Below are 23,695 nucleotides of genomic sequence, written 5' to 3' on the forward strand. Positions count from 1 at the left end.
AATTTGTGAAGCAAATAAGTGGCGAGTAGTTCACCATTTAGCATATGAGAAACGGTCTGGCTTGAAGGCATGCCAGATATTCTGTATAATACAAACGCCTAGAAAGTAGAAATGATTACGATTTATCAAATGAGAGAAGGGATTAGATGACAGCATCCGTCGTCAAATTAAACGATGTGTCCTACTACTATGATGGGACACCGGCCTTACAACAAGTTTCGATTGATATTCGACAAGGGGACTTCGTCGCAATCGTTGGAGAAAACGGTTCTGGGAAGTCGACATTGATTCGAACGATTCTTGGTTTACTCCATCCACAACAAGGATCCGTCGAACTGTTCGGCAAGCCGATTTCGCAGTTTAAAGACAAGTCTCGTATCAGTTACGTTTCCCAAAAAGCGGCTTCATTTAACTCGGGATTCCCGGTTACCGTTGAAGAAGTTGTGGCGATGGGAAGATATGGCCGCCTCGGTTTATTCAAGCGTCTCAAAATGGAGGACCAGGCAGCGATTCAAAATGCATTAGAAACGGTCAACATGTGGCAGTTCCGCCATCGTAAAATTGGAGACTTGTCAGGAGGACAACAACAACGCGTCTTTATCGCACGGGCGATGGTAAACCAACCTGACCTTTTGATTTTAGACGAGCCGACGGTTGGCGTTGACCAGAAACATTTACAGGATTTTTATGAAGTGTTGCATATGCTCAGAGAACACACGACGTGTACGTTTGTTCTCGTCACTCACGACTTAAACGTTGTAACAGACCTCGTTACGAAAGTCGTCCATCTCGACCGTGGGCGCTTAGCATGTAATTGTGGTCTCCGAGAGTATAGTGAGCTCGGTGAATTGGCAACGTCTATCAAGCCATATCCGGTGAAAGTGCTTGTTCATGAGGGTACAACATGATTGCAGACCTTTGGACATACAGTTTTCTACGCTATGCGTTCATTGCAGCGCTTGTCATCGGTTTTACGGCGCCACTCATCGGTTCATTCGTCGTCGTAAGACGAATGAGCTTGATTGCCGACGCGCTGTCCCATATGACACTTGCCGGTATTTCATTCAGTTTGTTTCTCGGGCAATACATCGCCCTGTTCGCGGACCTCAACCCGCTCTATATGGGAACGTTAATCTCAGTATTGGCGGCACTTGGACTCAACTGGTTACGAAGTAAATATGTACACTTCCAGGAACTATCGATTCCAATCATGATGTCAGCTGGGATGGGATTGAGTGCAATCTTTATCTCTCTATCGAGAGGGTTCTCCGTGGATTTGTCGACGCTTCTGTTCGGATCGATTTCTGCAGTGAGTCAATCAGACATCACGTTGATTGTCAGTGTAGCGGTTTTAACGGTCCTCGTGATTTTTATCTTCTATAAACAGTTACTTTTCTTGTCATTTGATGAAGAGCAAGCGAAAGTGTCAGGACTACCGAGTACGATGCTCCATCTATTGTTCATGTTCATTGTGGCACTTGTGATCGCTGTCAGTATGCGAATCGTCGGTACACTCCTCGTATCTAGTTTGATTGCGTTACCGGTTGCAGCGGCGTTACGATTCACCTCAAGCTTCAAACAGACGATCCTTTGGTCAATCATCTTCGGTGAAGTTGCGACAATCGGCGGACTCGTCCTCGCTTATGACCTTGATGTTGCGCCAGGTGGAGTCATCGTCTTGATCGCGGTCGGCATCTTAGCTGGGGTCATGGTTCTTGAGAACGTGATGAGTTTTAGGAAAAAGGGGGCACAACATGAATGAGACTGAACAATTGAATCGTCTTCGTGCGTCTTCTTTGAAAGTCACGCCGAAACGTCTTGAAATGTACGCCTTTCTCTCTGAGGAAGATCGCTATATCAGCGCTAAAGAAGTGCTGGAATATATGCGAGATAAGCATCCGACGATGAGTTTTGATACGGTATATCGAAACCTCAAGTCATTTGCTGAGGAGGGGCTTCTTGAGGCGACGGAGCTTGAAGGAGAAAAATCATTTCGTGTCACCTGTGGCACGTCACATCATCATCACCATTTAATTTGTCGAAGTTGTGGAAAGACAAAGCTCCTCGATTTATGTCCGATGCGATTTGTGGAAACGGTCGATCCTGAATTCGAAGTGGTCGATCATAAATTCGAGATATATGGGTATTGTAAGGAATGTAAGCAAAAGGGATTGAATTGATTCAATCCCTTTTTTGTATCGAAAGGGGAGGTCAGATGATTTACACAGCTGCAGAAATCAAACAGATTGATCAAACCGCCAACCAAAACGGAATGCCCGATACGGTATTGATGGAACGAGCAGCCTCGGCAATTGTACCGAAGATTCAAATCGATTCGTCTTCAACCGTTCTAGTGATTTGTGGGAAAGGAAACAACGGAGGAGACGGATGGGTCGTCGCTAGAGAGCTTGCGATGAAAGGTCATGAAGTGAGCGTGTGGTCACCACTTGGGGAAAGTAAATCTGAGGCCGCATCGGCGCATTCCGCCTATGCGTCATCGTTTGTTCAAATCATAGAGCAACCGATCTCTACGGACGTCATCATCGATGCCTTGTTCGGTGTCGGGTTATCGGGAGCAGTTACAGGAAAAGCAAGAGACGTCATCGAATGGGTGAACCAACAATCGGCGAAGGTGTTGTCGATCGATGTCCCTTCAGGTATGCCGAGTGACCACGCCCGTGAGTTTGACGGCTTGGCTGTTCAGGCGAACCATACTTATTCCTTACACGGTTATAAACGGACAGCGTTTTTAAACCGTACTGCGCCGTATTATGGACAACTTGAACGAATTGACATCGGGCTCCCACATACAGCGGACTGGCGTATGTTGAACGAATCGGATTTTGAACGATCACTTCTAATGCGAGATCGTTACAGCCATAAAACGGATTATGGGCATGGCATGCTGATTGGAGGGAGTCGTCATCTTCTCGGGGCGCCGTTTATGGCGGGCCGTGCGGCACTACGTTCTGGCATCGGCCTGTTAAACCTTTCGATTCCGAGAGAGGCAAGCCCCCTCATATCGACGTTACCTGAAGCGATGTACAATCAACATTCAGATCAATTGGAAAAAACATATGATGCGATTGCAATCGGTCCTGGAATGGTAGAGGGGGAAGGGGTGGATCATATTTGGCAACAAGTAACTCGACAGTCTTGTCCCGTCATTGTAGACGCGGGAGCATTATCGAAGAGGCGACTTGAGACCCGGGGACCGCTCATCCTTACTCCACACCCTGGTGAATTTTCTAAACTGACAGGTAAGTCGGTCGAAGAGATTGAAAGTGACCGTTTCACGATTGCCTCCGAATTTGCGAAAGAGTATCGAGTCCATTTGATTTTAAAAGGAACGTTTACACTCATCGTCGCCCCAGACGGAACAGGTGCCGTCAATACAGTTGAAGCCTCTGCTCTTGCCAAAGGAGGAAGTGGGGACGTATTGACCGGGATTTTACTTGCACTATGGGCACGTGAAGGGGGAACATGGTCACCGAATGAACAAGCCGTGCTATGGCATGCGCTCGCGGCTAAATCGATCAGTCAGACGATTCATCCAGCAAGCGTACTCGCAAGCGATGTGATTGAAGAACTTGGTCGTATATAAAAAGAAGGCATTCCAGTTTACTGGACGGGAATGCCTTTTAGCGTTGATTGAGAATCATTTGTTTTTCGATGTGGGCAATCTGATGATGGGCTTCGCGCCACGTTGAAATACGTGTCACGCCTTCGGGCAGCGTTTTACGATTATAGGGAGCATCGAACAATAGTACGGGAATGGATGTCTCTTCATGGATGGAAATTGCATTTTCATAACGGTCCTCCATGAATAGTTCGAGTGACAAGTCTTTGACGACATTGATTTTATCGTGTGACCCGGTCATCACCAGTGAATCGAGTGGAAGTCGGTGACTCGTGATCCATTCTTCCGTGACTGGTCGAACCGCCTCGCTTCTTGCAGTCACGTAATGAAGATGATGCTCGTCCTTCAACTTCCACAGTACTTCTAAAACATCAGAGTGGGGAAGGGAACGACGATAAATCGCTTCCTCATGGCCTTCTTCAATCATAAACTTCCAAAACTCATGTTGTTCCATCGTGGTGTACGTATGCAACTCATACTCCGTCGCACGATGATAATCAATGGAATAACCGAGTGCTTCATTCATGTATATAAAACAACTTTTAGGGTCCGTAACGGTTCCATCTAAATCAATGCCGATTCGCATCTCATCACTCCTCCTCACATGCCCTCTATTCTATCAAAAACCCGCACGGTTGCAACCGTGCGGGAATGTTAATTCATTAATTAGATTGATTAGCAAGCTCTTGTTCTTCGCGCTCACGCTCAGCCATTTTCTCGGCAGCGATTGCATCGATCTCTTTTTTCAATTCCTCGACCATCGTAGCTTCAGGAACTTTACGGATAATCTTACCGTGGCGGAAAAGAAGACCTTCATTGCGGGCACCAGCGATACCGATATCAGCCTCACGGGCTTCACCAGGACCGTTTACTGCGCATCCTAGAACGGCAACTTTAATGTTGACGTTAATATTTTGGATATATTCCTCGACTTCTTTTGCAATCGAAATCAAATCGATTTCGATACGACCACATGTCGGACAAGAAATCAATGTTGCAGCGTTCGCTGCAAGACCGAATGACTTGAGCACTTCTTTCGCAACTTTCACTTCTTCTACCGGGTCATCTGAAAGCGAGACACGAACCGTTGAACCGATTCCGAGTGAGAGGATTGCACCAAGTCCAGCTGCTGATTTAAGTGAGCCAGAGAAGAGTGGTCCTGATTCCGTGATCCCGACGTGAAGCGGGTAATCAAACGTTTTCGCAGCGAGCGTGTACGCTTCAAGTGCCAAGTTCACGTCAGAGGCTTTGAGCGAGATAATTGTGTTATAGAATCCGAGATCTTCGAGAATCTTCACGTGATGCATTGCGCTCTCGACCATTCCTTGTGCAGTCGGATAGCCATACTTTTCAAGGAATTGTTTTTCGAGTGATCCAGCGTTGACACCGATTCGAATCGGAATACCTTTTGCTTTCGCAGCGTTTACGACAGCCTCGACTTTTTCACGGCGACCGATGTTACCCGGGTTGATGCGGATTTTATCGACGCCACTTTCGATGGCTTTTAAAGCAAGCTTATAGTCGAAGTGAATATCGACGACGAGCGGGATGTTGATGCGGCTCTTGATTTCAGCGAGTGCGTCAGCTGCACGTTCGTCTGGACATGCCACGCGAACAACTTGACACCCAGCCTCTTCTAGACGTTTAATTTCGGCGACTGTCGCCTCGACGTCGTGAGTTTTTGTTGTGGTCATAGATTGAATGACGACTTCGTTCGATCCTCCGATAATCAAGTTACCGACACGAATCGGACGAGTTAATGAACGATGCAAAATTTCTGACATATACGTAATCTCCTTCTTTTGGAAAGATTCCAATCGATTTAAGAAAATAAGGTTTCTTCATTATCATAACGAAAAGAATGTGAAAAAGCATCTAGGATGCGTAATGGATGTGTGCTCTTTACAAACTCTAACGCTATCTTAACATCTACTTCATAATTTTCCACCGTCTCAAGACCGATATAAAGGCGAGAATAGAAAAAGAGGTGACATCACATGAAGTGGGTCTTTAAACGGAATTTAAGTGAGAAGGCGAAACTACACAATCGATCGAATCGACAGTTCAAAATGGCGCACCGTCTCCAATGGACACTCATGCCGATTATTTTACTTGTCTTTACCATTACATTTAGTTGGTTCGCCATAAAGTCGGAACAACTGTTGTCCGCAGAAATCGAGCAACGCCTCATGCGGGAAGTCACAGTCATGCGAGAATCGGTGAAAACCTCCTACAACGCGTATGTCGCAAACGAGAAGCAACTAAATCGTTCATTGAAGTCCACTTATATGCAACAAGCTTCTATTCTATCAGGAGATGAATTCGAAGCCGCACAATTTTTAGTACGTGGAGATTCTGTTGATCAATTGAGTGGATCAAAAGGGATGAAGACAGAGCAGATTGTGGAGAAAGTTTCACAAACGATGAATACGGAAGTGGAAGAGACAGAAGAATTGTTAATGGCTTCAGTTACGATACCAGAACTAAAAGCAGATTACGTTCTCGTCGTCACGAAAGAATCTGCGCTCGGTCCAATGACTGAATTGCGACAATATATCATTTTCATCTTATTGATTGCGATGATTGGGATGGCCATCCTCTTCACACGATTCATTCATCGCGAAGTCAAACCGTTGAGTATATTGGCCCATTCATTGCGCCACGCCGTTGAAACGCGTCGATTCGATGATGTGGCACTCGGAGCAAAATCAAAAGAAATACATATACTCGAAACCGAGTTCAACACATTCATTCATTTATGGAATCAGTCCATGGACATGATGGGCAAGACAGCGAGCGCATTTCATCAAAGTCTTCCGGTTTTTAAAAAAGAACTGATGAACAGCCATCACCAAGTTGAACAATTCCGTGAAGTTGCGGCAACAGTTGAACATACGAGTCATTCGTATCAGTCAGTGACGAGCGATTCCACATTTAAAATGAGAGAAGTCACACAACAAATCGAAACGCTGGAACATCAAATTTCGAGTGTGGACGACCGTGGTAATCGACTGAAATCCATTTTACATGAAGAGCTTGAAACGTTCTCTTCCGTGAAAGAGGCGAGTGATTATGTCGAGCAACAAGTGGAGAGCATTCAACAAAAACTTGTGGAAAGTGAGTCGAACTCCTCAAAAGCGGATGAGGCACTAAAGAGCATCCTTTCGGTGTCGGCAGCCACGAAGATGTTGTCGCTAAACGCGTCGATTGAGGCGGCTCGAGCTGGTGAGCACGGTAAGGGGTTTGCCGTTGTCGCTAGCGAGGTCGGAAATCTTGCAAAAATGACGAGTGAAGCAACGTTACTCGCAGTCCATGCCATTGAAGCACTGAACGAAGAACGAAAAGACTTACTATTAGAAGTCAATGATTTTATAAAAGAAGTACATGTATTAAAAGATGCCGTTTTTCGAGTGGAAGGTGGGATTGAGGTCATTGACCGTGAAATCAAGGTTCAGTTAGATGAGTTTCAGTCCATCACGGATCAAACCTCACACACAGGAAGACAGCTCTTGCAATTAATTGAATCAAATGAGCGGTTGCGAGAAATCAGTTCGTTACTCGAACGAAAGTTATTTGAGCTGAACGATGGTGTCGATCGGTGGTCACATGTTCAGTCCGCTTTACAATCTGCAGGTACGGATTTGGGCGACCAAAGTGATGCGTTGAATCGGACGTTAGAGGAATTATCACCAAAATAAAAACAACGACGAGCGTTTACGAAGACGCTTGTCGTTGTTTTTTTTGTGGCACTTTCGTTAAAGGGTAGGTGATATATCCGAGTCCAATGACGAAACCAATCGATATAAGGGAAGGGTTCATATGGTATAACGTCACTAATAAAATAGTCGGAATGAATGTCATCGACACGGTATATGGCCAAGCTTGACGGTAGGCCCACATGTTTTTCGAGTAGACTTTTGTAAACAACTGAACGTATAAAGCCATGATGGCGACCCACAGTAAATAGAAAAAGAAGATGGCGAATCCATGTAAGAATAGCCACATCGGAATGAAAAAGTCAGGACGAATCACAACAAAGTCCAAGACGGTGATCAGGAGCGTCAACACGAGAGTGGCTCCCATATAGGCATGAAGCGGAGCGAGTCGAAGGCGTAGTGTTCGCTTTGATGGCACTAAACTTGTTCGAAGGAACGTAAAGATGGTGGACAACATGCTAAAAACTCCAATCTGTTATATTACAACTAATAGAAAAATGGTTAAAATAGTACAGTGTTTTAATAAAACTTTTACATAAAACGTGTTTACATGAAGACGCCGATGAAGGCATAATGAGTAGGGCATTAAAAACCAAGCAAATCCAACCAATTCTTAATTAAAAGGAGTACAAAAATCGTGGAATACAATTTGCAAGAAATGTTATTCATGTTTTTTGGAGGTCTAGGGATCTTCCTCTTCGGGATCAAATCGATGGGAGACGGACTCCAAAAGTCTGCAGGGAATCGCCTGCGTGACATCCTAGATAAGTATACAACGAATCCATTCCTTGGTGTACTCGCCGGGATCATCGTTACTGTATTGATTCAATCTTCTTCAGGTACAACCGTTATTACGGTCGGACTTGTTAGCGCCGGCTTCATGACACTCCGTCAAGCAATCGGAGTCATCATGGGGGCAAACATCGGTACAACGGTGACGGCATTTATCATCGGATTCGATGTCGGTGAGTATTCACTCCCGATGATTGCAATCGGTGCAGTCTTACTCTTCTTCTTTAAGAAAGAGCGTTACCAGCACCTTGGACAAGTTATTTTTGGCCTCGGGGCATTGTTCTATGGTCTTGAGTTGATGGGTGACGGAATGCGTCCGCTCCGCTCAAGTGAGTATTTCATCGACTTGACGCAATCAATGAGTGACAATCCGTTCCTCGGTGTCATCGTCGGTACGGTATTTACAGTCATCGTCCAGTCATCTTCTGCAACAATCGGAATTTTGCAAGAGCTCTATGCGGGTGGTTCAATCGACTTGGATGCCGCTCTTCCGGTATTGTTTGGTGACAACATTGGTACGACAATCACAGCCATTTTGGCATCAATCGGTGCATCAGTTGCCGCACGTCGTGCAGCTGCAGCGCACGTTATCTTTAACTTAATCGGAACGACAATCTTCATGATTTTGTTAATTCCGTTCACAAACTATATTTATTGGATTACAGACTTCTTGGCAATTGAAGACAAGATGCAAATTGCATTCGCACACGGTACGTTTAACGTCGTCAACACATTCGTCCAGTTCTGGTTCATCGGGTCGATTGCGTGGATCGTGACGAAATTGGTGCCGGGTGAAGATTCAATCGTCGATACGAAAGCACAGCATTTGGATCCAATCTTCATTCAACAGTCGCCATCGATCGCAGTGGAACAAGCGAAATACGAAGTCATCCGAATGGGAGATTTCGCAAAACTTGGTCTTGACGAAGCGCGTAACTATTTGACAACAGGGGATAAAAAGCACTCTGAAAAGTCTGCGCATATCGAAGAAGCATTGAACTCGTTGAATGCGAAAATTACAGATTACCTCGTAAAATTGGCAGCTGTCGATTTGACCGAGCAAGAATCACAAGAACACAAGACGCTCATGCATGCGATCAACGATATCGAACGAATCGGTGACCACGTTGAAAACATCATTGAGTTGATTGACTATAAGACTGCTACGAAAGTGACACTTTCAGCAGATGCTCAAAAAGAATTGACTGAAATGTATGACCTCACACGCGAAACGTTAGAGAAATCACTTCAGACGTTAGCGAGCGGTGACATGGTCGAAGCACGTAAAGTCATCGAAATGGAAGCGAAACTCGATATGCTCGAGCGTCAATTCCGTAAAAACCATGTTGTTCGCTTGAACACGGGTGCTTGTGATGGACAAGCAGGTATGTTCTTTGTCGACATGCTCTCAAACCTTGAGCGGATCGGTGACCATGCCATGAACATCACAGAAATCACACTTGAAGACGCGAACGAAGTAACTGTATAAAGATGGAGCACTCCGGCTAAATAGTCGGAGTGTTTTTCTGTACTTAGCAAGGAATTTTCCTTGACACTGTATAACATATTCAGTATATTATTACTGTATAACAACATGGCGGTGTAGCTCAGCTGGCTAGAGCGTACGGTTCATACCCGTGAGGTCGTGGGTTCGACTCCCTCCGCCGCTACTTATAAGGACCCTTAGCTCAGCTGGTTAGAGCAGACGGCTCATAACCGTCCGGTCGTAGGTTCAAGTCCTACAGGGTCCATTCCAAAACAACTTTCATTTTGTGAAAGTTGTTTTTTTGTTTTCAATCTAAATTTCATGGGTAAATACTCGTTAGCATTTTGTTTTTTGAAAAATATGAAATGAGGCGGACAAAATGGAACGAAATCACACCATGATGCAGTTTTTTGAATGGCATGTCGAAGCGGATCAAAAACATTGGAAGCGGTTAAAAGAGAGAGCAGAAGATTTAAATAAAGCCGGAATTACAGCGCTCTGGTTACCTCCTGTCACAAAAGGACAGAGTGATAAGGACACGGGGTACGGCATTTATGACTTATATGATTTAGGTGAGTTCGATCAAAAAGGATCGATTGCCACAAAATATGGCACGAAGAAAGAACTTCTTGAAGCGACATCGTTCTGTCAGCAAGAACTAGGGATGCAAATTTATATGGACGTCGTTATGAACCATAAAGCAGGTGCGGATGCGACCGAGAAGTTTGAAGTATTAGAAGTGGATCCGGATGACCGCACGAAAGTCCTTTCAGATGAGCCTTTTGAAATCGAGGGATGGACAAAGTTTGATTATGAAGCCCGGGATGGGAAATATTCTTCGTTCAAATGGGACTTCACTCATTTTAATGGGACCGATTACGATGCGGCGACAGACCGTTCCGGGATTTTCTTCATTGTTGGAGAAAACAAGAGATGGAATGATAATGTCGATGATGAATTCGGTGTGTATGATTATTTGATGTTCGCGAACATCGATTATCATCATCCTGAAGTCAGGGAAGAAGTGTTGAATTGGGGTAAATGGTTCATTGAGGAAACGAAGTGTGACGGATTCCGATTGGATGCAATCAAACATATCAACTACGATTTCGTCAAAGAGTTCAGTCAAACGATGCGAGAAGAGAAAGGCGACCAATTCTATTTCGTCGGAGAGTTTTGGAAATCAGATCTCGATGCTTGCCGCGAATTTCTCGATAACATCGATTACCACGTCGATTTGTTCGATGTTCCTCTCCACTATAAACTGCATCAAGCCTCGGAGGAAGGTGCCTCGTTCGATATGCGAACCATTTTTGATGACACGCTCGTCCAGTCACACCCGCTTCACGCGGTAACGTTCGTGGACAATCACGATTCACAGCCTGAAGAGGCGCTTGAGTCATGGGTGAAAGATTGGTTCAAGCAAATCGCATACGGTCTCGTTTTACTTCGTAAAGATGGCTATCCATGTGTGTTCTATGGAGATTATTATGGCATAGATGGCCCTCACCCAACCGACGGAATGAAGCTAGCCATCGATACACTTCTTTATGCTCGTCGAGAAAAAGCTTACGGGGAACAGGACGACTATTTCGATGATTCAAACGTCATCGGATGGGTGCGTAAAGGTGTGGAAGAAATTGAACGTTCAGGATGTGCCGTTCTCATCTCAACTTCGGACGAGGCTGAAAAGCGTATGTTCGTCGGGGAAGAGCGAGCTGGTGAAACATGGGTCGACTTGACGAATACGCGTGAAGATAAAATTGAGATTGATGACGAAGGATTTGGGGTATTTAAAGTGGCGGCGGGATCTATTTCAGTCTGGGCGTTACCAGAAGAAGATGTAGAGTGAGGCATTACAATTGAGTCGACCGTCACAAATCTGTTACATTTATAACGAACGATGTTCACAACAATTTTAAGGGGGATTTTAGTAATGGCTAAATTTGAATTACCACAACTTGATTACGCATATGATGCACTCGAACCACACATTGATGCACGCACGATGGAAATCCACCACACGAAACACCACAACACTTACGTCACAAACGTAAACAATGCACTCGAAGGAAAAGACGTGGAGTACTCTTCACTCGAAGACTTGCTCCAAAAAATCGATTCACTTCCTGCTGACATTCAAACTGCTGTCCGTAACAATGGTGGCGGTCACTGGAACCACTCGTTCTTCTGGAAACTCTTGAAGAAAAACGAGAATGGCACACCGTCTGGCGAACTTGCTGCTGCAATCGATGAGTCGTTCGGTAGCTTCGATGCATTCAAAGACGAATTCACAAAAGCTGCAACAACTCGTTTCGGATCTGGATGGGCATGGCTCGTCGTGAAGAACGGTAAACTTGAAGTGACGTCTACACCAAACCAAGATTCACCGATCATGGAAGGCGTTACGCCAATCCTCGGACTTGACGTTTGGGAGCACGCTTACTACTTGAACTACCAAAACCGTCGTCCTGACTATATCAATGCATTCTTCCACGTCATCGACTGGGATTATGTTGCGAAATTGTACGCTGACGCAAAATAAGCCGACAAACCCTGAGATTCTTCATAGAGTCTCGGGTTTTTTTGTGTCTTTCATTAATTTGTAAACAAATTATGATATAGTGAAAAACGGACAAAATAATAGATGACCATGTACTCTATACTATAGAAGGAATCGATTGTGGAAGGAGATAACGGACTTGGCTAAAAATCGTGTGAAAGTGCCGAAAAAACGGCGAAACCACTTACCGTTACGTTTGAATTTGTTATTTTTCATCGTCTTCGTTCTATTTGCGACCTTGATTTTTCGATTAGGTGTCGTTCAAATCGTGAATGGGGAATTGATTGCACGTGAAGTACAAAAAACGGAGTCAAGTAAGATTAAATACGAGGTACCACGAGGGAAAATATATGACCGTAACGGTCAAGTGCTCGCGGATACGATTTCGAACTACTCGATCATGTATCGCCGTTCGCAAGTGACGAAAGCGGATGAACGTTTAGATGTCGCCAAAAAATTGTCAGAAATCGTCGATATTCCAGAAAAGGATCGCAAAATGACGGAACGTGACCGCAAAGACTACTGGATCGCGACGAATCCTGAACTGGCACAAGAACGCACGCAGGCATTGTTGGAAGAGTTGCCAGAAGATGAGCGAGCTGCGTTGTCCAACCAGGACGTGGATCGTCTCTTGCTCGACTCTATCACAGAAGAAGAAATCACGTTCGATGATGCGACCGAAGAAATCATTGCGATTAAGCATAATATGGAGAGCGGATACGCTCTTGATCCACAAGTCATCAAAATCGGCGCAAGCCCGAAAGAGATGGCGGTCATTGAAGAGAACTTAGAAATGTTGCCAGGCGTGAGCGTCGAGCCATACTATCAACGCGACTATCCGTTCGATGAGACGTTCAAGAGCTTCTTAGGAAGTTATCGACAAATCCCGGCCGAGCAACGAGCTTCTTATCAGGCGAAAGGATACGGATTGAACGACCGGGTTGGGACGTCCTACTTGGAGCAACAATATGAAGATGTCCTTCGCGGGACGCCTGCCTACGATGTGTTCACGACATATAAAGGTGAACCGGTCGGAGAGCCGACACGCGTGAGTGGGAACCCAGGGAAAGATATCGTATTGTCGACTGACATTGAATTCCAGAAAGAAGTCGACGAGATTTTGAAAAAAGCGATTCGTGCCGGACGTTCTGGAAGTCCTCATTTCGACCGCGCGTTTGCTGTCGTCATGAACCCGCAGACGGGTGAACTACTCGCCTTGTCAGGACAGGAGCTTGATTTAGAGACGAACGAGTTCAAAGACGTCTCGACAGGGACTGTGCTTCGTGCCAGCCAAATCGGGTCAACCATCAAAGGGGCGACCGTCGCCTATGGATTTGAAGAAGGCGTCGTCGAGCCAGGAGAGTATATTTATGATGCGCCGATAAAAATTGGATCATCTACCAAAGCCTCTTACCGCAATATGGGGAACATTAACGATTTAGATGCACTTGCGATGTCGTCAAATATTTATATGTTCCAAATCGCGTTACGTTTGGCTGACTATTATTCTACCGGACAAATCGTCGGGGATAATGTCACACAAGCATTTGAAACGATGGAACATTACTATAAACAGTTCGGTCTCGGAATCGAGACGGGGATTGATTTACCGTTCGAGTCGATCGGATTCCGTAGCGTTCCCGACCGTGTCACGCTCCTCATGGATATGTCGATCGGACAGTATATCTCGTATACGCCGATCCAATTGGCACAATATACGTCTACGTTAGCGAATGGCGGTTATCGCATTCAGCCACACTTACTAAAAGAAATCATTGAGCCGGGTTCGCTCGATGAAAACAAGAAGCAAGTCGTCAGCACGTTCCAACCAAACGCGTTGAATAAAGTGGATATTCAAGACGAGTATATTGAGCGGGTTCGTGAAGGGTATCGTCAAGGGGTTGAATCTTCGTCTGGTTCATCTCGGATCTTGCAACAGACAGGGATGACTGCGGCCGGTAAGACCGGAACAGCGCAGGCCATTGCTGAAGGTGCAGACGGTCAGGCGAAACGGAACGCAAAAGGGGAACCAATCAAGACGCTGAACTCGAACCACGTCGGTTGGGCACCATTTGATGATCCTGAAATCGCATGGGCGATTATCATGCCTGGACTTGAGGCGGAAGGAATCAACACTCGAGTCGCGCACGATATTATGAAAGCTTACTTTAATTTAGAAGATGTGAATGCAATGCTTCAATGAAAGGAGTCACTTCGGTGGCTTCTTTTTTTGTCTTTACAATTCTTTTACGTTCCGTTTATTTCTCGTTAATAGAAGTTCATTAGGATATTAATTGTAGGACAGAACAACAGATCCACAACAAAAATCAAAGCAAACTCAAGGAGGACGTCACAAATGTCTTGGATGAAAAAATCAGCTTTATTCGCTTCAATCACTTCGGTCGCACTCGTAGGTGCAGCCTGTGGGAACAATGAAGAAGGTGGCGCTGCTGAAGGCGAAGGGCTCTCAGGAAAAGTCGTCATGGACGGATCATCAACTGTATTCCCAATCATGGAAGCAGTCGCAGAAGAATATTCAGCTGAGCAACCAGAAGTTGAAGTGACGGTCGGTGTCTCTGGTACAGGTGGTGGCTTCAAACGCTTCGTGACAGGCGAGACAGACTTCTCGAACGCATCACGTGAAATCAAAGAAGAAGAAGCAGCGGAAGCTGAGAAAAATGGTGTGGAATTTACACAACTCTCAGTCGCGCTTGATGGTCTCTCACTCGTTGTCAACCCAGCGAACGATTGGGCACAAGATATCACGATTGAAGAATTGAATAAAATGTGGACTGACACAAGCGTGAAAACGTGGAAAGATGTTCGCTCTGACTGGCCAGATGAAGAGATCTCATTCTTCGCACCTGGTAAAGATTCAGGTACGTACGATTTCTTCGATGAGAAAGTTCTCGATGAAACGGACATTCGTCAAGATGCACAATTGTCAGAGGATGACAACGTACTCGTAACGGGTGTAGCTGGGACGGAAGGTGCAATCGGATTCTTCGGGTTCGCTTACTACCTCGAGAACCAAGACACGCTTCGTGCATTAAATGTTGAGGGAGTTGAGCCAACTCATGACACAATCAACGATTTGTCTTACCCGCTCTCACGTGAAATTTACACGTACGTCAACAACGCTTCGTTGAAAGACAAAGAGCAAGTGGCTGACTTCGCACGCTTCATGAATGAAAATGCAGCTGACCTTTCAGAAGAGGTTGGTTACGTGAAAATGGAGCAAGCGCGTTACGACGAAAACATGAAGATGATCGACGAAATCGCTGGAGAATAAGATGATACGTGGCAGAAGGTGAGACTAGCTCTCACCTTCTCGCCATGCTTTCTAGTATGAAGAGGTAGGGAGCGATACACGAGATGAATGAACCAAACAAAAAGCTCTCGATTCGAGAGATGATTCAACAAAATAAACAAAAGAAATATAGTACGACGAACGTGTTTGATAAAATCATGCCGTTCTTATTATTCTTGAGCGCATTTGTATCAGTCGTAACGACAATTGGTATTGCGTTCACACTTGGCTTTGAGCTATTTAAGTTCTTTGAACGAGTGCCAGTCGCTGAATTTTTAGGATCGACAGAATGGTACCCGCTTAGTGCAGATCAGCGCTTCGGGGTATGGGCGCTTGTGATGGGGACGCTCCAAATTACTGTGATTGCGATGATTGTAGCCGTCCCGCTTGGTTTGGCGTCTGCGATTTATTTGAGTGAGTACGCCTCTGAGCGAGCTCGCCGTGTGTTAAAGCCAATCTTAGAAGTGTTGGCAGGTGTACCGACCATCGTCTTTGGTTTCTTCGCATTGTCATTCATTACGCCGATTTTACAAGCTTTGATTCCAGGACTCCAAATTTACAATGCGCTTAGTCCGGGGATTGTCGTCGGGATTATGATTATTCCGATGATTGCTTCGATTTCTGAGGATGCGATGAGTGCGGTACCGAAGAAAATTCGCGACGGTGCCCTCGGTCTTGGGGCAACACGTCTTGAAGTGGCGACGAAAGTCGTCATGCCTGCAGCGACTTCTGGGATCATTGCCTCAATCGTTCTCGGAATGAGCCGTGCGATTGGTGAAACGATGATTGTGACGATCGCTGGTGGATCGCAACCAAACTTTGAGTTCAATCCGCTCAATGCGATTCAAACGATGACAGCTTATATCGTTCAAATCGCAAAAGGTGATGCAGGTTACGGCACAATCGAATACTACAGTATCTATGCGGTCGGTGCGTTATTGTTCGTCTTTACCCTCTTGATGAACTTGTTCGCCAACTGGGTGACGCGCCGCTTCAGAGAGGAGTACTAATATGGCTTTACCGAACAGTGAGTTCAAGAATACGAAGAACCTGATGGATCGTGAGACGGTGTCTGAACGTATTAAGCGCCGTTTACAACTGAATGAAATTTTTAAGTATATCTTTTTGGCAGGGCTCGTCTTTGCGTTAGTCGTCTTGTCGACGTTGATTTATGACATCGTTTCAAAAGGGGCAGGATGGGTCGACCTTGATTTCTTGCGTAACTTCCCGTCACGTCGTCCTGAAGATGCGGGGTTATATCCTGCATTGATTGGATCGCTATGGTTGATGTTACTCATCGTGCCAATGGTGTTCGTCATCGGTGTCGGTGCAGCCATCTATCTAGAAGAGTATGCACCGAAAAATCGAATGACTTCATTTATCGAGGTTAACATTTCGAACTTGGCTGGTGTACCTTCAATTGTTTTCGGATTACTCGGTTTGACGATATTCGTCCGAGTGATGGAGTTAGGAAACTCAGTTATGGCCGGTGCGTTAACACTCGGTCTCATGAGTTTACCGATTGTCATCGTAGCTTCACAAGAAGCATTGCGGGCAGTCAAAATGGAGTTACGTCACGCTTCTTTAGCACTTGGTGCTTCAAAATGGCAGACAACATTCAATGTCGTCTTGCCATCAGCGATTCCTGGGATTATTACAGGGATTATTTTAGCCGTTTCCCGTGCAATCGGTGAAACAGCACCGTTGATCATGGTCGGCGCAGCAACATTTATTTCAACAACACCAAGCAGTATTTTTTCTGACTTTACTGCGCTCCCAATCCAGATTTATAACTGGACGAGCCGACCACAAGCAGAATTCCAAAACTTGGCCGCGGCAGGAATCATCGTACTCATGACGATGCTCATTGCGATGAACTCTGTAGCGATCTATATCCGAAACAAATATACGAACCGACATTAAGTCGTTTTTGCAGATGAATGAGGAGGAAGCTCGAGATGATGAAACAACAAGAGCTCAATAAAGGAGATCAAATCGTGAACACAACAACGACAGAACCGACAATTACTGAGATGAAAAAAGATAGCGCTTATGTCGTCAATAACTTGAACTTATGGTACGGAGAAGACCAAGCGTTGATTGACGTCAACCTCGACATCAAAAAGAATGAAGTCACGGCAATCATCGGACCTTCTGGATGTGGAAAATCGACATTCATTAAAACGTTGAACCGCATGGTCGAACTCGTCCCATCTGTTCGTACAAATGGTGAAATCTTGTACCATGGACGTAACATCTTCGATCGTGGATATAAAGTAGAAGATTTACGTACATCCGTTGGGATGGTATTCCAGCAACCAAACCCATTCCCGAAATCGGTGTACGACAATGTAGCTTACGGACCTCGTACGCATGGCATTAAAAATAAGAAAGTACTCGATGAGATCGTTGAACGTTCGCTTCGTGGCGCTGCCATCTGGGATGAAGTGAAAGATCGCTTGAACGAGAACGCATATGGACTTTCTGGTGGACAACAACAACGTCTATGTATCGCTAGAACGCTAGCGATCGAACCAGACGTCATCTTGATGGATGAGCCGACTTCTGCCCTTGACCCAATCTCTACGTTGAAAGTGGAAGAACTCGTTCAAGAGTTGAAAGAGCAATACTCGATCATTATCGTGACGCATAACATGCAACAAGCTGCCCGTGTTTCGGATAAAACGGCCTTCTTCTTGAATGGAGAAGTTGTCGAGTTCGATGTAACAGATAAGATTTTCTCGAATCCATCTGACAAACGGACGGAAGACTATATTTCTGGCCGTTTCGGTTAAGGAGGAGACTAGATTGATGGCACAAAATCGCACATTTTTTGATACGAAATTAACTGAATTAGAAGATAAAGTGGTCCGTTTGGCAAATTTGACGATGCGTCAGACGGCAACCGCAATCGAAGTGTTAGAAAAGCATGATTTAGAGTTAGCGCAAACGGTAATCGATAATGACAACGAACTAGATGATTTGGAATTAACAATTAACGATGAAGCAATTTTATTAATTGCCAAGCAGCAACCGGTTGCGACCGACTTACGTCGTCTGATTGTAACGATGAAATCGGCGACGGACTTAGAACGCATTGCGGATTACGCGACGAACATCGCTAAAGCTGTGACGCGAATTGAACATGTTCCTTATTTACATGACATTCAACCACTTAAACAGATGGCTGAACAGTTGATTGACATGCTCGAGTTGGCAACACGTGCGTATCGTAAAGGAGAAGTGAGTCGTGTCCGTGAACTCAATGAGATGGACCGTGTAATTGATGAAATCAATCTAACGGTGATTAAACAATACATCGGTTCTCTTCCGGCGATGACAGTCGGAACGAACGATGTGTACGAGTTCTCAAACATCGCTCGTTATCTCGAGCGGATGGGCGATCACGTGACAAACTTCGGAGAACATTTAATTTTCCTCGAAAAAGGGAAACATTATGATTTGAATCAATAAGATTAGTGGTAAAGAACAACAGTGCTGTTGTTCTTTATTTTTTTGGGCAGGAATTCATAAAGAATGAGCGAATACTAGTCTACATGGATTTTTTACATGAAGGGAGCCATACAGAGATGGAAGAGAAAATCGTATCCTTGAAGCAACAAGGACTTACGTTGAAACAGATTGCGGCAGAACTAGACGTCCCGATTGGCAAAGTCCAATACGCATGGCGAAAATGGAGAAATCAGCAACAAGAGTTGGAGGAAGTTGTCCCTGTGAAACAAAAGAGTAATAAGAAAGCTAAAGCTAAAGCGTCGGGATCAACTTCGCGTAAACAAGTCGCATCAGCAAAAGAGACGGTTGATGTGAAACGTTCTCCACTCCTTGAAAAGAGTCCTGAAGGTTATTGGCAATTGCCAGAACGATATAACGTAGACTTCTTGCATGCGGTCGTTCAATCACCGAACTCGGTATATGTGTGCTGGGAAGTGTCTGACTTAGTGAAAGAAACGTTAGAGCTCCAGTTTATGAGACGATGGGAAGAGCTACCGAAAGCGTTTCGTATCTTAGATGTGACCTTGCTCGATTACGCGAGTGGTCACGCGAATCGTTCGTATACGTTCGATCTCCCTGAAATGACGAACAGTTGGTTCGTTCGACCTCTCGATCCGAATACGACCTACGTGTTTGAGTTCGGGATTCGCACGATGGAGGGAGAGTTTTTACCAATTGTGGCATCGGCACCACTTGATACACCACGTGCAGAACCAGTTGGTATCGGACGCTTCGCGGAGCCAGTGAGACGTTGGCAGTACGGAGAAGTTGAATCTCCAGAGTTATTAGATACATTACCAAAATATGCGGCATACCGTCACGTACGTTAAGGAGGACTTTCTACATGAAACCAGGATACTTTTCACTCGTCCTTCATGCTCATTTACCGTACGTTAGGCATGAAGAGAAGCATCGTTTAGAAGAAAGATGGGTGTACGAAGCCATCTCAGAAACATATATTCCAATCCTTTGGCAAGTTGATCGCTTGAAGCGTCCGTTGCATTGGACAGTTAGTATTTCACCACCTGTCGTAGAAATGCTCGCGGACCCCCTCATCCAAGATCGATACGTCGAACACTTAGATGAGATGCTTGAGTTGATCGCGTTGGAGCTCTCTGAGGGGAGAACGGATGAAGAGACGTCAACGCTACATTTTTATGAGCAACGTTATCGTGATTTGAAAAATACGTTCCTTCATTGGAATAAAAACTTGAATGTGGCGTTCCGTACATATCGAGAAGCGGGTTATATTGACATGGTGACTTGTACAGCGACCCATGGTTTCACCCCGCACCTCTTTACGGAACAGGCAGCTCGTGCTGAAATTCGGACAGGTCTTAACTGCTTCGAACGTCATTACGGGTTCCGTCCGACCGGCATTTGGTTGCCTGAGTGTGCCTACACGCCAGGTGTAGACAGAATCCTGTACGAAGAAGGGATTCGATACACATTTGTCGACGAACATGCATTGCTCGATGCGGATCCAACTCCAGAGAAGGGCATTGGAGCTCCCGTCTATTCTCCACACGGAGTCGCATTGTTCCCGAGAGATCAAATCATTTCGGGTAAAATTTGGAGTTCGATGATTGGATATCCGGGTCACCCTGATTATCGTGAATTCTATCGAGATTTGGCCTACGACCGAGATTGGGATTATATCCAATCGTTCATGCATCCGGAAGGCATTCGATTCGACACAGGATTAAAAATGCACCGCATCACAGGTGACACCGATCAAAAAGACTTCTATGTACGTGAGTGGGCTGAACATCAAATTGAGAATCATGCGACAGACTTCGCACAAACGTTAGAGGGCCATCTCGAGGCCCATGGAGGTCAAACGTTCCCGCCGTTCTTGGTGACGGCACCGTTTGATGCAGAATTGTTTGGTCATTGGTGGTTTGAAGGTCCTGAATTTCTCGGGAAGGTCGCAGAGCGACTCGAGGAATTTGGAATCGAAACGATCACGCCGGCGATCTTCCTAGAGCGTCACTTCAAAGATTTACAAACCGTCCATGTTTCCATGAACACATGGGGACGAAAAGGCTACGGTGAAGTGTGGATCAATGAACGGAATGAATGGATGCTCCGTCATCTTCATATGATGGAAATGCAGCTTGTCAAAGACGTAGCCGATTATCGTGATCAGTCTGATTTGACGAATCGTGCCTTAAAGCAATTGATTCGCCATTATGTGTTAGCTGTATCAAGTGACTGGGCGTTTATCTTAGATGGTCAAACGACGGCACAATATGCGGCTGAGCGCTTCCGTGAGCATACACGCCTCTTTGCCGAACTTGAGACGGCGCTTTATCAAGGTGGGGTATCAAGTGAACTGCTCGATGATCATTATGCGGCGTACCCATTCCTACAAGACGAAGACCTTGATGTCGATTCATTCCTGTCTCCTCACGATTATTATGTGACGACTGAGCGGGATGTAGAAGATCCGGCAATTCTCATGATCACACCGGAATATCACGGTCATATCGTCGGTGGACTTGGGCATCGTGTCGTCGAGGAAGTAGAGGCGAGAGCGAATGAGGGAGAAACCGTCTATGTGTTGACACCGTATCACGATGAGTTGCCGGAATACGAACGACATGGAAACGTTCATGTATATCGGGTCCGTCCGACTAGCCCATTTTTAGAGCACGTCATGAATCAGGTCGCCACACATAATATTGCGTATGTAAAACTCGTTCATGAACTTTCAAAACGAGTATCGTTCAAAGTGATTCATCATTTTGATTGGATGACGATTCCTGCTGCAAGAGAACTTGCGCAATCCCTTGCGCTTCCGTTATACTCAACTATGTTGTCCTTTGAAGCGACACGTAACCCGCACGGTCATGGTGGTTTGTTCGATGCGATCCATCGAATTGAAAACAGTGTGTTCTCTGCAGCGGAGTGCGTATATGTCGGCGAAGAGCTCTCGATGCATGACCTAGAACAATGGTATAAGGTAAGCGAGAATGTCAACACATGCCTACCCCTTGAAACTTCTCCATATGGACAGGAATCAATGAAAAAGAACGTGAAATAATCTTGCTTTTTCACAAGAAACTTGGTAGGATAATTGAGTATGCTTAGACTGTAAAGCAAAAGCACTTGATACAACATCATTAAGATGGGAGTGAAAGAAATGCGCGTTAAAATTACATTAGCTTGCACAGAAACAGGCGATCGCACGTACATCACGAAGAAAAACAAACGTAACAACCCTGAGCGCCTTGAGTTGCGCAAATACAACCCACGTCTCCGTCGTCACACGCTTTACCGCGAAGTGAAGTAATAAGGGACCGGCCGTCACATATGTGGCGGCTTTTTTTGTAAGGAGGAATGCGTTGTGGAAGAAAAAGCAGCGTTAAGACAGACTGTCCATCAATCTATTAAGCAAATGAATAATCGACCACATGTCGATCAATCCATCCATCAACGGTTGTTCTCGACAGATATATGGAAGGAAAGCCAGACAATTGCATTGACCGCTTCACTTCCGCTCGAAATTGATACGTCCCCAATCATTCATGAGGCGTTTGAAGCAGGAAAAACGGTGTGCGTCCCGAAAGTAACGGGACAAGGGTTGACGTTTCATATCATTCATTCTGTGAATGATCTCGAGACGGGTGTCATGAATATTTTGGAGCCGACCACTCCACCGACGACTCAAGCAATCGACTTATGTCTTGTACCGGGAAGGGTATTTGACCGATCGGGATACCGTATTGGTTGGGGTGGAGGATACTATGACCGCTTTTTACGTACATATGAAGGGATAACGGTTTCGTTAGCGTATTCCGTTCAACTTGTCGATCAAGTGCCGACAGAACCACACGATCTTCCTGTGCAGTGGATTGTGACAGAAAAGGAGATGATTCAATGTTCGCCATATTTGTTGTAACTTGTATCGTCGCCTTTCTCGGATATCGGTTGCGCTCCTTAACTCTCTCAGGAGCAATCTTGACGGTGATAACAGGGGTATTGATTGGATTGTCGTTTGGGTGGTTCGGACTTTATTTACTCGGCGTCTTCTTCTCGACGTCTTCTCTCGCATCAAAATATCGATCTCGCGATAAAGTAAGTGTGGATGAAATCGTCGAGAAAACGGGGGCTCGAGACGCCATCCAAGTGTTAGCCAATGGAGGGGTAGGGATACTTTGTGCCCTCGGTTATTTGCTGACGGACGATGTCGTCTATCTATATATGTACATCGTGTCCATTGCAGCAGCGACGAGTGACACGTGGGGATCTGAATTCGGTGTCCTCGCAAAACGTAAACCTCGGTTCATGTTCTCGTTCAGGGAAGTTGAGCCGGGAACGAGTGGCGCTGTCTCGACATTTGGAACGGTCATGTCGGTATTAGGCGCATTTATGATTGTCTGCTCGTCTCTTTTGTTTGTCGAATTAGACTTGGCATTACTATTGGCACTTTGGGGAATCGGACTAAGTGGAAGCGTCATCGACACATTGCTCGGTGCAACGGTACAACGAAAGTTTCGCTGTACGGTGTGTGGGAAGTTGACCGAGAAGAACACTCATCATCAAGTTCCGACAACATATGTTTCGGGATGGCGGGTTCTTGGAAATGATGCAGTCAATTTTTTGTCCGTGTTTGGAGCGGCGATGATTTGTTTTTTCGTATTCGGATGAGGGGTAGTACAGGAAATGAAGA

The 23,695-nt window shown here is 45.4% G+C and carries 22 protein-coding genes and 2 tRNA genes; 21 read left to right on the forward strand and 3 right to left on the reverse strand.

Going from position 1 to position 23,695, the window contains the following annotated elements; all coding sequences use genetic code 11:
* Positions 1 to 146 precede the first annotated feature (146 nt).
* Genes KNO87_RS06875 through KNO87_RS06890 form a run of 4 tightly spaced genes read left to right on the forward strand, consistent with a single transcriptional unit; the run spans position 147 to position 3,604 of the window.
* A complete protein-coding gene (locus KNO87_RS06875) occupies positions 147 to 908 on the forward strand; it encodes a metal ABC transporter ATP-binding protein (protein WP_214787445.1) in 762 nt (253 codons plus the stop codon).
* Positions 905 to 1,762, forward strand: a complete 858-nt coding sequence (locus KNO87_RS06880; protein WP_214794618.1) for a metal ABC transporter permease — start codon at positions 905 to 907, stop codon at positions 1,760 to 1,762. The genes KNO87_RS06875 and KNO87_RS06880 overlap by 4 nt, the downstream gene beginning before the upstream one ends.
* On the forward strand, positions 1,755 to 2,180 hold the full coding sequence (locus KNO87_RS06885; RefSeq protein WP_214787447.1) for a Fur family transcriptional regulator: 426 nt from the start codon (positions 1,755 to 1,757) through the stop codon (positions 2,178 to 2,180). Before KNO87_RS06880 ends, KNO87_RS06885 begins: the two co-directional genes overlap by 8 nt.
* 35 nt (positions 2,181 to 2,215) lie before the next feature.
* Entirely contained in the window at positions 2,216 to 3,604 is a 1,389-nt protein-coding gene (locus tag KNO87_RS06890; protein ID WP_214794620.1) for an NAD(P)H-hydrate dehydratase, read from the forward strand.
* A 37-nt stretch (positions 3,605 to 3,641) separates the two neighbouring features.
* On the opposite strand, the gene KNO87_RS06895 is transcribed toward KNO87_RS06890, so the two are convergent.
* Both KNO87_RS06895 and ispG read right to left on the reverse strand, forming a co-directional pair.
* Positions 3,642 to 4,226, reverse strand: a complete 585-nt coding sequence (locus KNO87_RS06895; RefSeq protein ID WP_214794623.1) for a 5' nucleotidase, NT5C type — start codon at positions 4,224 to 4,226, stop codon at positions 3,642 to 3,644.
* A gap of 76 nt (positions 4,227 to 4,302) precedes the next feature.
* On the reverse strand, positions 4,303 to 5,424 hold the full coding sequence (ispG, locus tag KNO87_RS06900; protein ID WP_074033343.1) for a flavodoxin-dependent (E)-4-hydroxy-3-methylbut-2-enyl-diphosphate synthase: 1,122 nt from the start codon (positions 5,422 to 5,424) through the stop codon (positions 4,303 to 4,305).
* Between the two features lie 213 nt (positions 5,425 to 5,637).
* Between ispG and KNO87_RS06905 the strand changes: the two genes are divergently transcribed.
* Positions 5,638 to 7,338, forward strand: coding sequence for a methyl-accepting chemotaxis protein (locus KNO87_RS06905; RefSeq protein WP_214794625.1), 1,701 nt, complete (start codon positions 5,638 to 5,640; stop codon positions 7,336 to 7,338).
* Positions 7,339 to 7,354: 16 nt separating this feature from the next.
* Here the strand turns inward: KNO87_RS06905 and KNO87_RS06910 are convergent, their stop codons facing one another.
* Positions 7,355 to 7,813 (reverse strand): hypothetical protein, encoded by a 459-nt coding sequence (locus tag KNO87_RS06910; protein WP_214794627.1) that lies wholly within the window; start codon positions 7,811 to 7,813, stop codon positions 7,355 to 7,357.
* Between the two features lie 180 nt (positions 7,814 to 7,993).
* Between KNO87_RS06910 and KNO87_RS06915 the strand changes: the two genes are divergently transcribed.
* The 16 genes from KNO87_RS06915 (at position 7,994) to KNO87_RS06990 (ending at position 23,673) form a co-directional block, all read left to right on the forward strand.
* Positions 7,994 to 9,637, forward strand: coding sequence for a Na/Pi cotransporter family protein (locus KNO87_RS06915; protein ID WP_214794629.1), 1,644 nt, complete (start codon positions 7,994 to 7,996; stop codon positions 9,635 to 9,637).
* Positions 9,638 to 9,744: 107 nt separating this feature from the next.
* A tRNA-Met gene (locus KNO87_RS06920) sits at positions 9,745 to 9,818 on the forward strand.
* Between the two features lie 7 nt (positions 9,819 to 9,825).
* Positions 9,826 to 9,899, forward strand: a tRNA-Ile gene (locus tag KNO87_RS06925).
* Between the two features lie 114 nt (positions 9,900 to 10,013).
* Positions 10,014 to 11,486, forward strand: a complete 1,473-nt coding sequence (locus KNO87_RS06930; protein ID WP_214787453.1) for an alpha-amylase — start codon at positions 10,014 to 10,016, stop codon at positions 11,484 to 11,486.
* Between the two features lie 84 nt (positions 11,487 to 11,570).
* Positions 11,571 to 12,179, forward strand: a complete 609-nt coding sequence (locus tag KNO87_RS06935) for a superoxide dismutase (RefSeq protein ID WP_214794631.1) — start codon at positions 11,571 to 11,573, stop codon at positions 12,177 to 12,179.
* Between the two features lie 157 nt (positions 12,180 to 12,336).
* Positions 12,337 to 14,400 carry a peptidoglycan D,D-transpeptidase FtsI family protein gene (locus KNO87_RS06940; RefSeq protein ID WP_214794633.1) on the forward strand — a complete coding sequence of 688 codons (2,064 nt, stop codon included), beginning with the start codon at positions 12,337 to 12,339 and terminating at the stop codon, positions 14,398 to 14,400.
* A 153-nt stretch (positions 14,401 to 14,553) separates the two neighbouring features.
* The gene (locus tag KNO87_RS06945) at positions 14,554 to 15,489 is read left to right on the forward strand and encodes a PstS family phosphate ABC transporter substrate-binding protein (RefSeq protein ID WP_214794635.1); all 936 of its coding nucleotides are present in this window, start codon (positions 14,554 to 14,556) and stop codon (positions 15,487 to 15,489) included.
* 83 nt (positions 15,490 to 15,572) lie between these two features.
* Positions 15,573 to 16,517 (forward strand): phosphate ABC transporter permease subunit PstC, encoded by a 945-nt coding sequence (gene pstC, locus KNO87_RS06950; RefSeq protein ID WP_214794637.1) that lies wholly within the window; start codon positions 15,573 to 15,575, stop codon positions 16,515 to 16,517.
* A gap of 1 nt (position 16,518) precedes the next feature.
* Positions 16,519 to 17,430 (forward strand): phosphate ABC transporter permease PstA, encoded by a 912-nt coding sequence (pstA, locus tag KNO87_RS06955; RefSeq protein WP_214794639.1) that lies wholly within the window; start codon positions 16,519 to 16,521, stop codon positions 17,428 to 17,430.
* Between the two features lie 110 nt (positions 17,431 to 17,540).
* Positions 17,541 to 18,302, forward strand: a complete 762-nt coding sequence (pstB, locus tag KNO87_RS06960; RefSeq protein ID WP_224862754.1) for a phosphate ABC transporter ATP-binding protein PstB — start codon at positions 17,541 to 17,543, stop codon at positions 18,300 to 18,302.
* A gap of 16 nt (positions 18,303 to 18,318) precedes the next feature.
* A complete protein-coding gene (phoU, locus tag KNO87_RS06965) occupies positions 18,319 to 18,981 on the forward strand; it encodes a phosphate signaling complex protein PhoU (protein ID WP_214693037.1) in 663 nt (220 codons plus the stop codon).
* 116 nt (positions 18,982 to 19,097) lie between these two features.
* On the forward strand, positions 19,098 to 19,850 hold the full coding sequence (locus KNO87_RS06970) for a DUF4912 domain-containing protein (RefSeq protein WP_214787462.1): 753 nt from the start codon (positions 19,098 to 19,100) through the stop codon (positions 19,848 to 19,850).
* Positions 19,851 to 19,864: 14 nt separating this feature from the next.
* On the forward strand, positions 19,865 to 22,066 hold the full coding sequence (locus KNO87_RS06975) for a 1,4-alpha-glucan branching protein domain-containing protein (RefSeq protein WP_214794643.1): 2,202 nt from the start codon (positions 19,865 to 19,867) through the stop codon (positions 22,064 to 22,066).
* Positions 22,067 to 22,150: 84 nt separating this feature from the next.
* Positions 22,151 to 22,315, forward strand: coding sequence for a 50S ribosomal protein L33 (gene rpmG / locus KNO87_RS06980; protein ID WP_255313299.1), 165 nt, complete (start codon positions 22,151 to 22,153; stop codon positions 22,313 to 22,315).
* Positions 22,316 to 22,369: 54 nt separating this feature from the next.
* On the forward strand, positions 22,370 to 22,924 hold the full coding sequence (locus KNO87_RS06985; protein WP_214794645.1) for a 5-formyltetrahydrofolate cyclo-ligase: 555 nt from the start codon (positions 22,370 to 22,372) through the stop codon (positions 22,922 to 22,924).
* Positions 22,903 to 23,673: a DUF92 domain-containing protein gene (locus tag KNO87_RS06990; protein ID WP_214794647.1), complete on the forward strand. Its 771-nt coding sequence runs from the start codon at positions 22,903 to 22,905 to the stop codon at positions 23,671 to 23,673. Before KNO87_RS06985 ends, KNO87_RS06990 begins: the two co-directional genes overlap by 22 nt.
* Positions 23,674 to 23,695 lie beyond the last annotated feature (22 nt).

It is taken from the genome of Exiguobacterium sp. s34, from assembly GCF_018617435.1.
In the GTDB taxonomy this organism is placed as follows: Bacteria; Bacillota; Bacilli; order Exiguobacteriales; family Exiguobacteriaceae; genus Exiguobacterium; species Exiguobacterium aestuarii.

Coding starts and splice junctions, on each gene's coding strand:
- KNO87_RS06875 (WP_214787445.1), top strand. CDS start 147: ATGACAGCATCCGTCGTCAAATTAAACGATGTGTCCTACTACTATGAT.
- KNO87_RS06880 (WP_214794618.1), top strand. CDS start 905: ATGATTGCAGACCTTTGGACATACAGTTTTCTACGCTATGCGTTCATT.
- KNO87_RS06885 (WP_214787447.1), top strand. CDS start 1,755: ATGAATGAGACTGAACAATTGAATCGTCTTCGTGCGTCTTCTTTGAAA.
- KNO87_RS06890 (WP_214794620.1), top strand. CDS start 2,216: ATGATTTACACAGCTGCAGAAATCAAACAGATTGATCAAACCGCCAAC.
- KNO87_RS06895 (WP_214794623.1), bottom strand. CDS start 4,226: ATGCGAATCGGCATTGATTTAGATGGAACCGTTACGGACCCTAAAAGT.
- ispG (WP_074033343.1), bottom strand. CDS start 5,424: ATGTCAGAAATTTTGCATCGTTCATTAACTCGTCCGATTCGTGTCGGT.
- KNO87_RS06905 (WP_214794625.1), top strand. CDS start 5,638: ATGAAGTGGGTCTTTAAACGGAATTTAAGTGAGAAGGCGAAACTACAC.
- KNO87_RS06910 (WP_214794627.1), bottom strand. CDS start 7,813: ATGTTGTCCACCATCTTTACGTTCCTTCGAACAAGTTTAGTGCCATCA.
- KNO87_RS06930 (WP_214787453.1), top strand. CDS start 10,014: ATGGAACGAAATCACACCATGATGCAGTTTTTTGAATGGCATGTCGAA.
- KNO87_RS06935 (WP_214794631.1), top strand. CDS start 11,571: ATGGCTAAATTTGAATTACCACAACTTGATTACGCATATGATGCACTC.
- KNO87_RS06945 (WP_214794635.1), top strand. CDS start 14,554: ATGTCTTGGATGAAAAAATCAGCTTTATTCGCTTCAATCACTTCGGTC.
- pstC (WP_214794637.1), top strand. CDS start 15,573: ATGAATGAACCAAACAAAAAGCTCTCGATTCGAGAGATGATTCAACAA.
- pstA (WP_214794639.1), top strand. CDS start 16,519: ATGGCTTTACCGAACAGTGAGTTCAAGAATACGAAGAACCTGATGGAT.
- pstB (WP_224862754.1), top strand. CDS start 17,541: ATGAAAAAAGATAGCGCTTATGTCGTCAATAACTTGAACTTATGGTAC.
- phoU (WP_214693037.1), top strand. CDS start 18,319: ATGGCACAAAATCGCACATTTTTTGATACGAAATTAACTGAATTAGAA.
- KNO87_RS06970 (WP_214787462.1), top strand. CDS start 19,098: ATGGAAGAGAAAATCGTATCCTTGAAGCAACAAGGACTTACGTTGAAA.
- KNO87_RS06975 (WP_214794643.1), top strand. CDS start 19,865: ATGAAACCAGGATACTTTTCACTCGTCCTTCATGCTCATTTACCGTAC.
- rpmG (WP_255313299.1), top strand. CDS start 22,151: ATGGGAGTGAAAGAAATGCGCGTTAAAATTACATTAGCTTGCACAGAA.
- KNO87_RS06990 (WP_214794647.1), top strand. CDS start 22,903: ATGTTCGCCATATTTGTTGTAACTTGTATCGTCGCCTTTCTCGGATAT.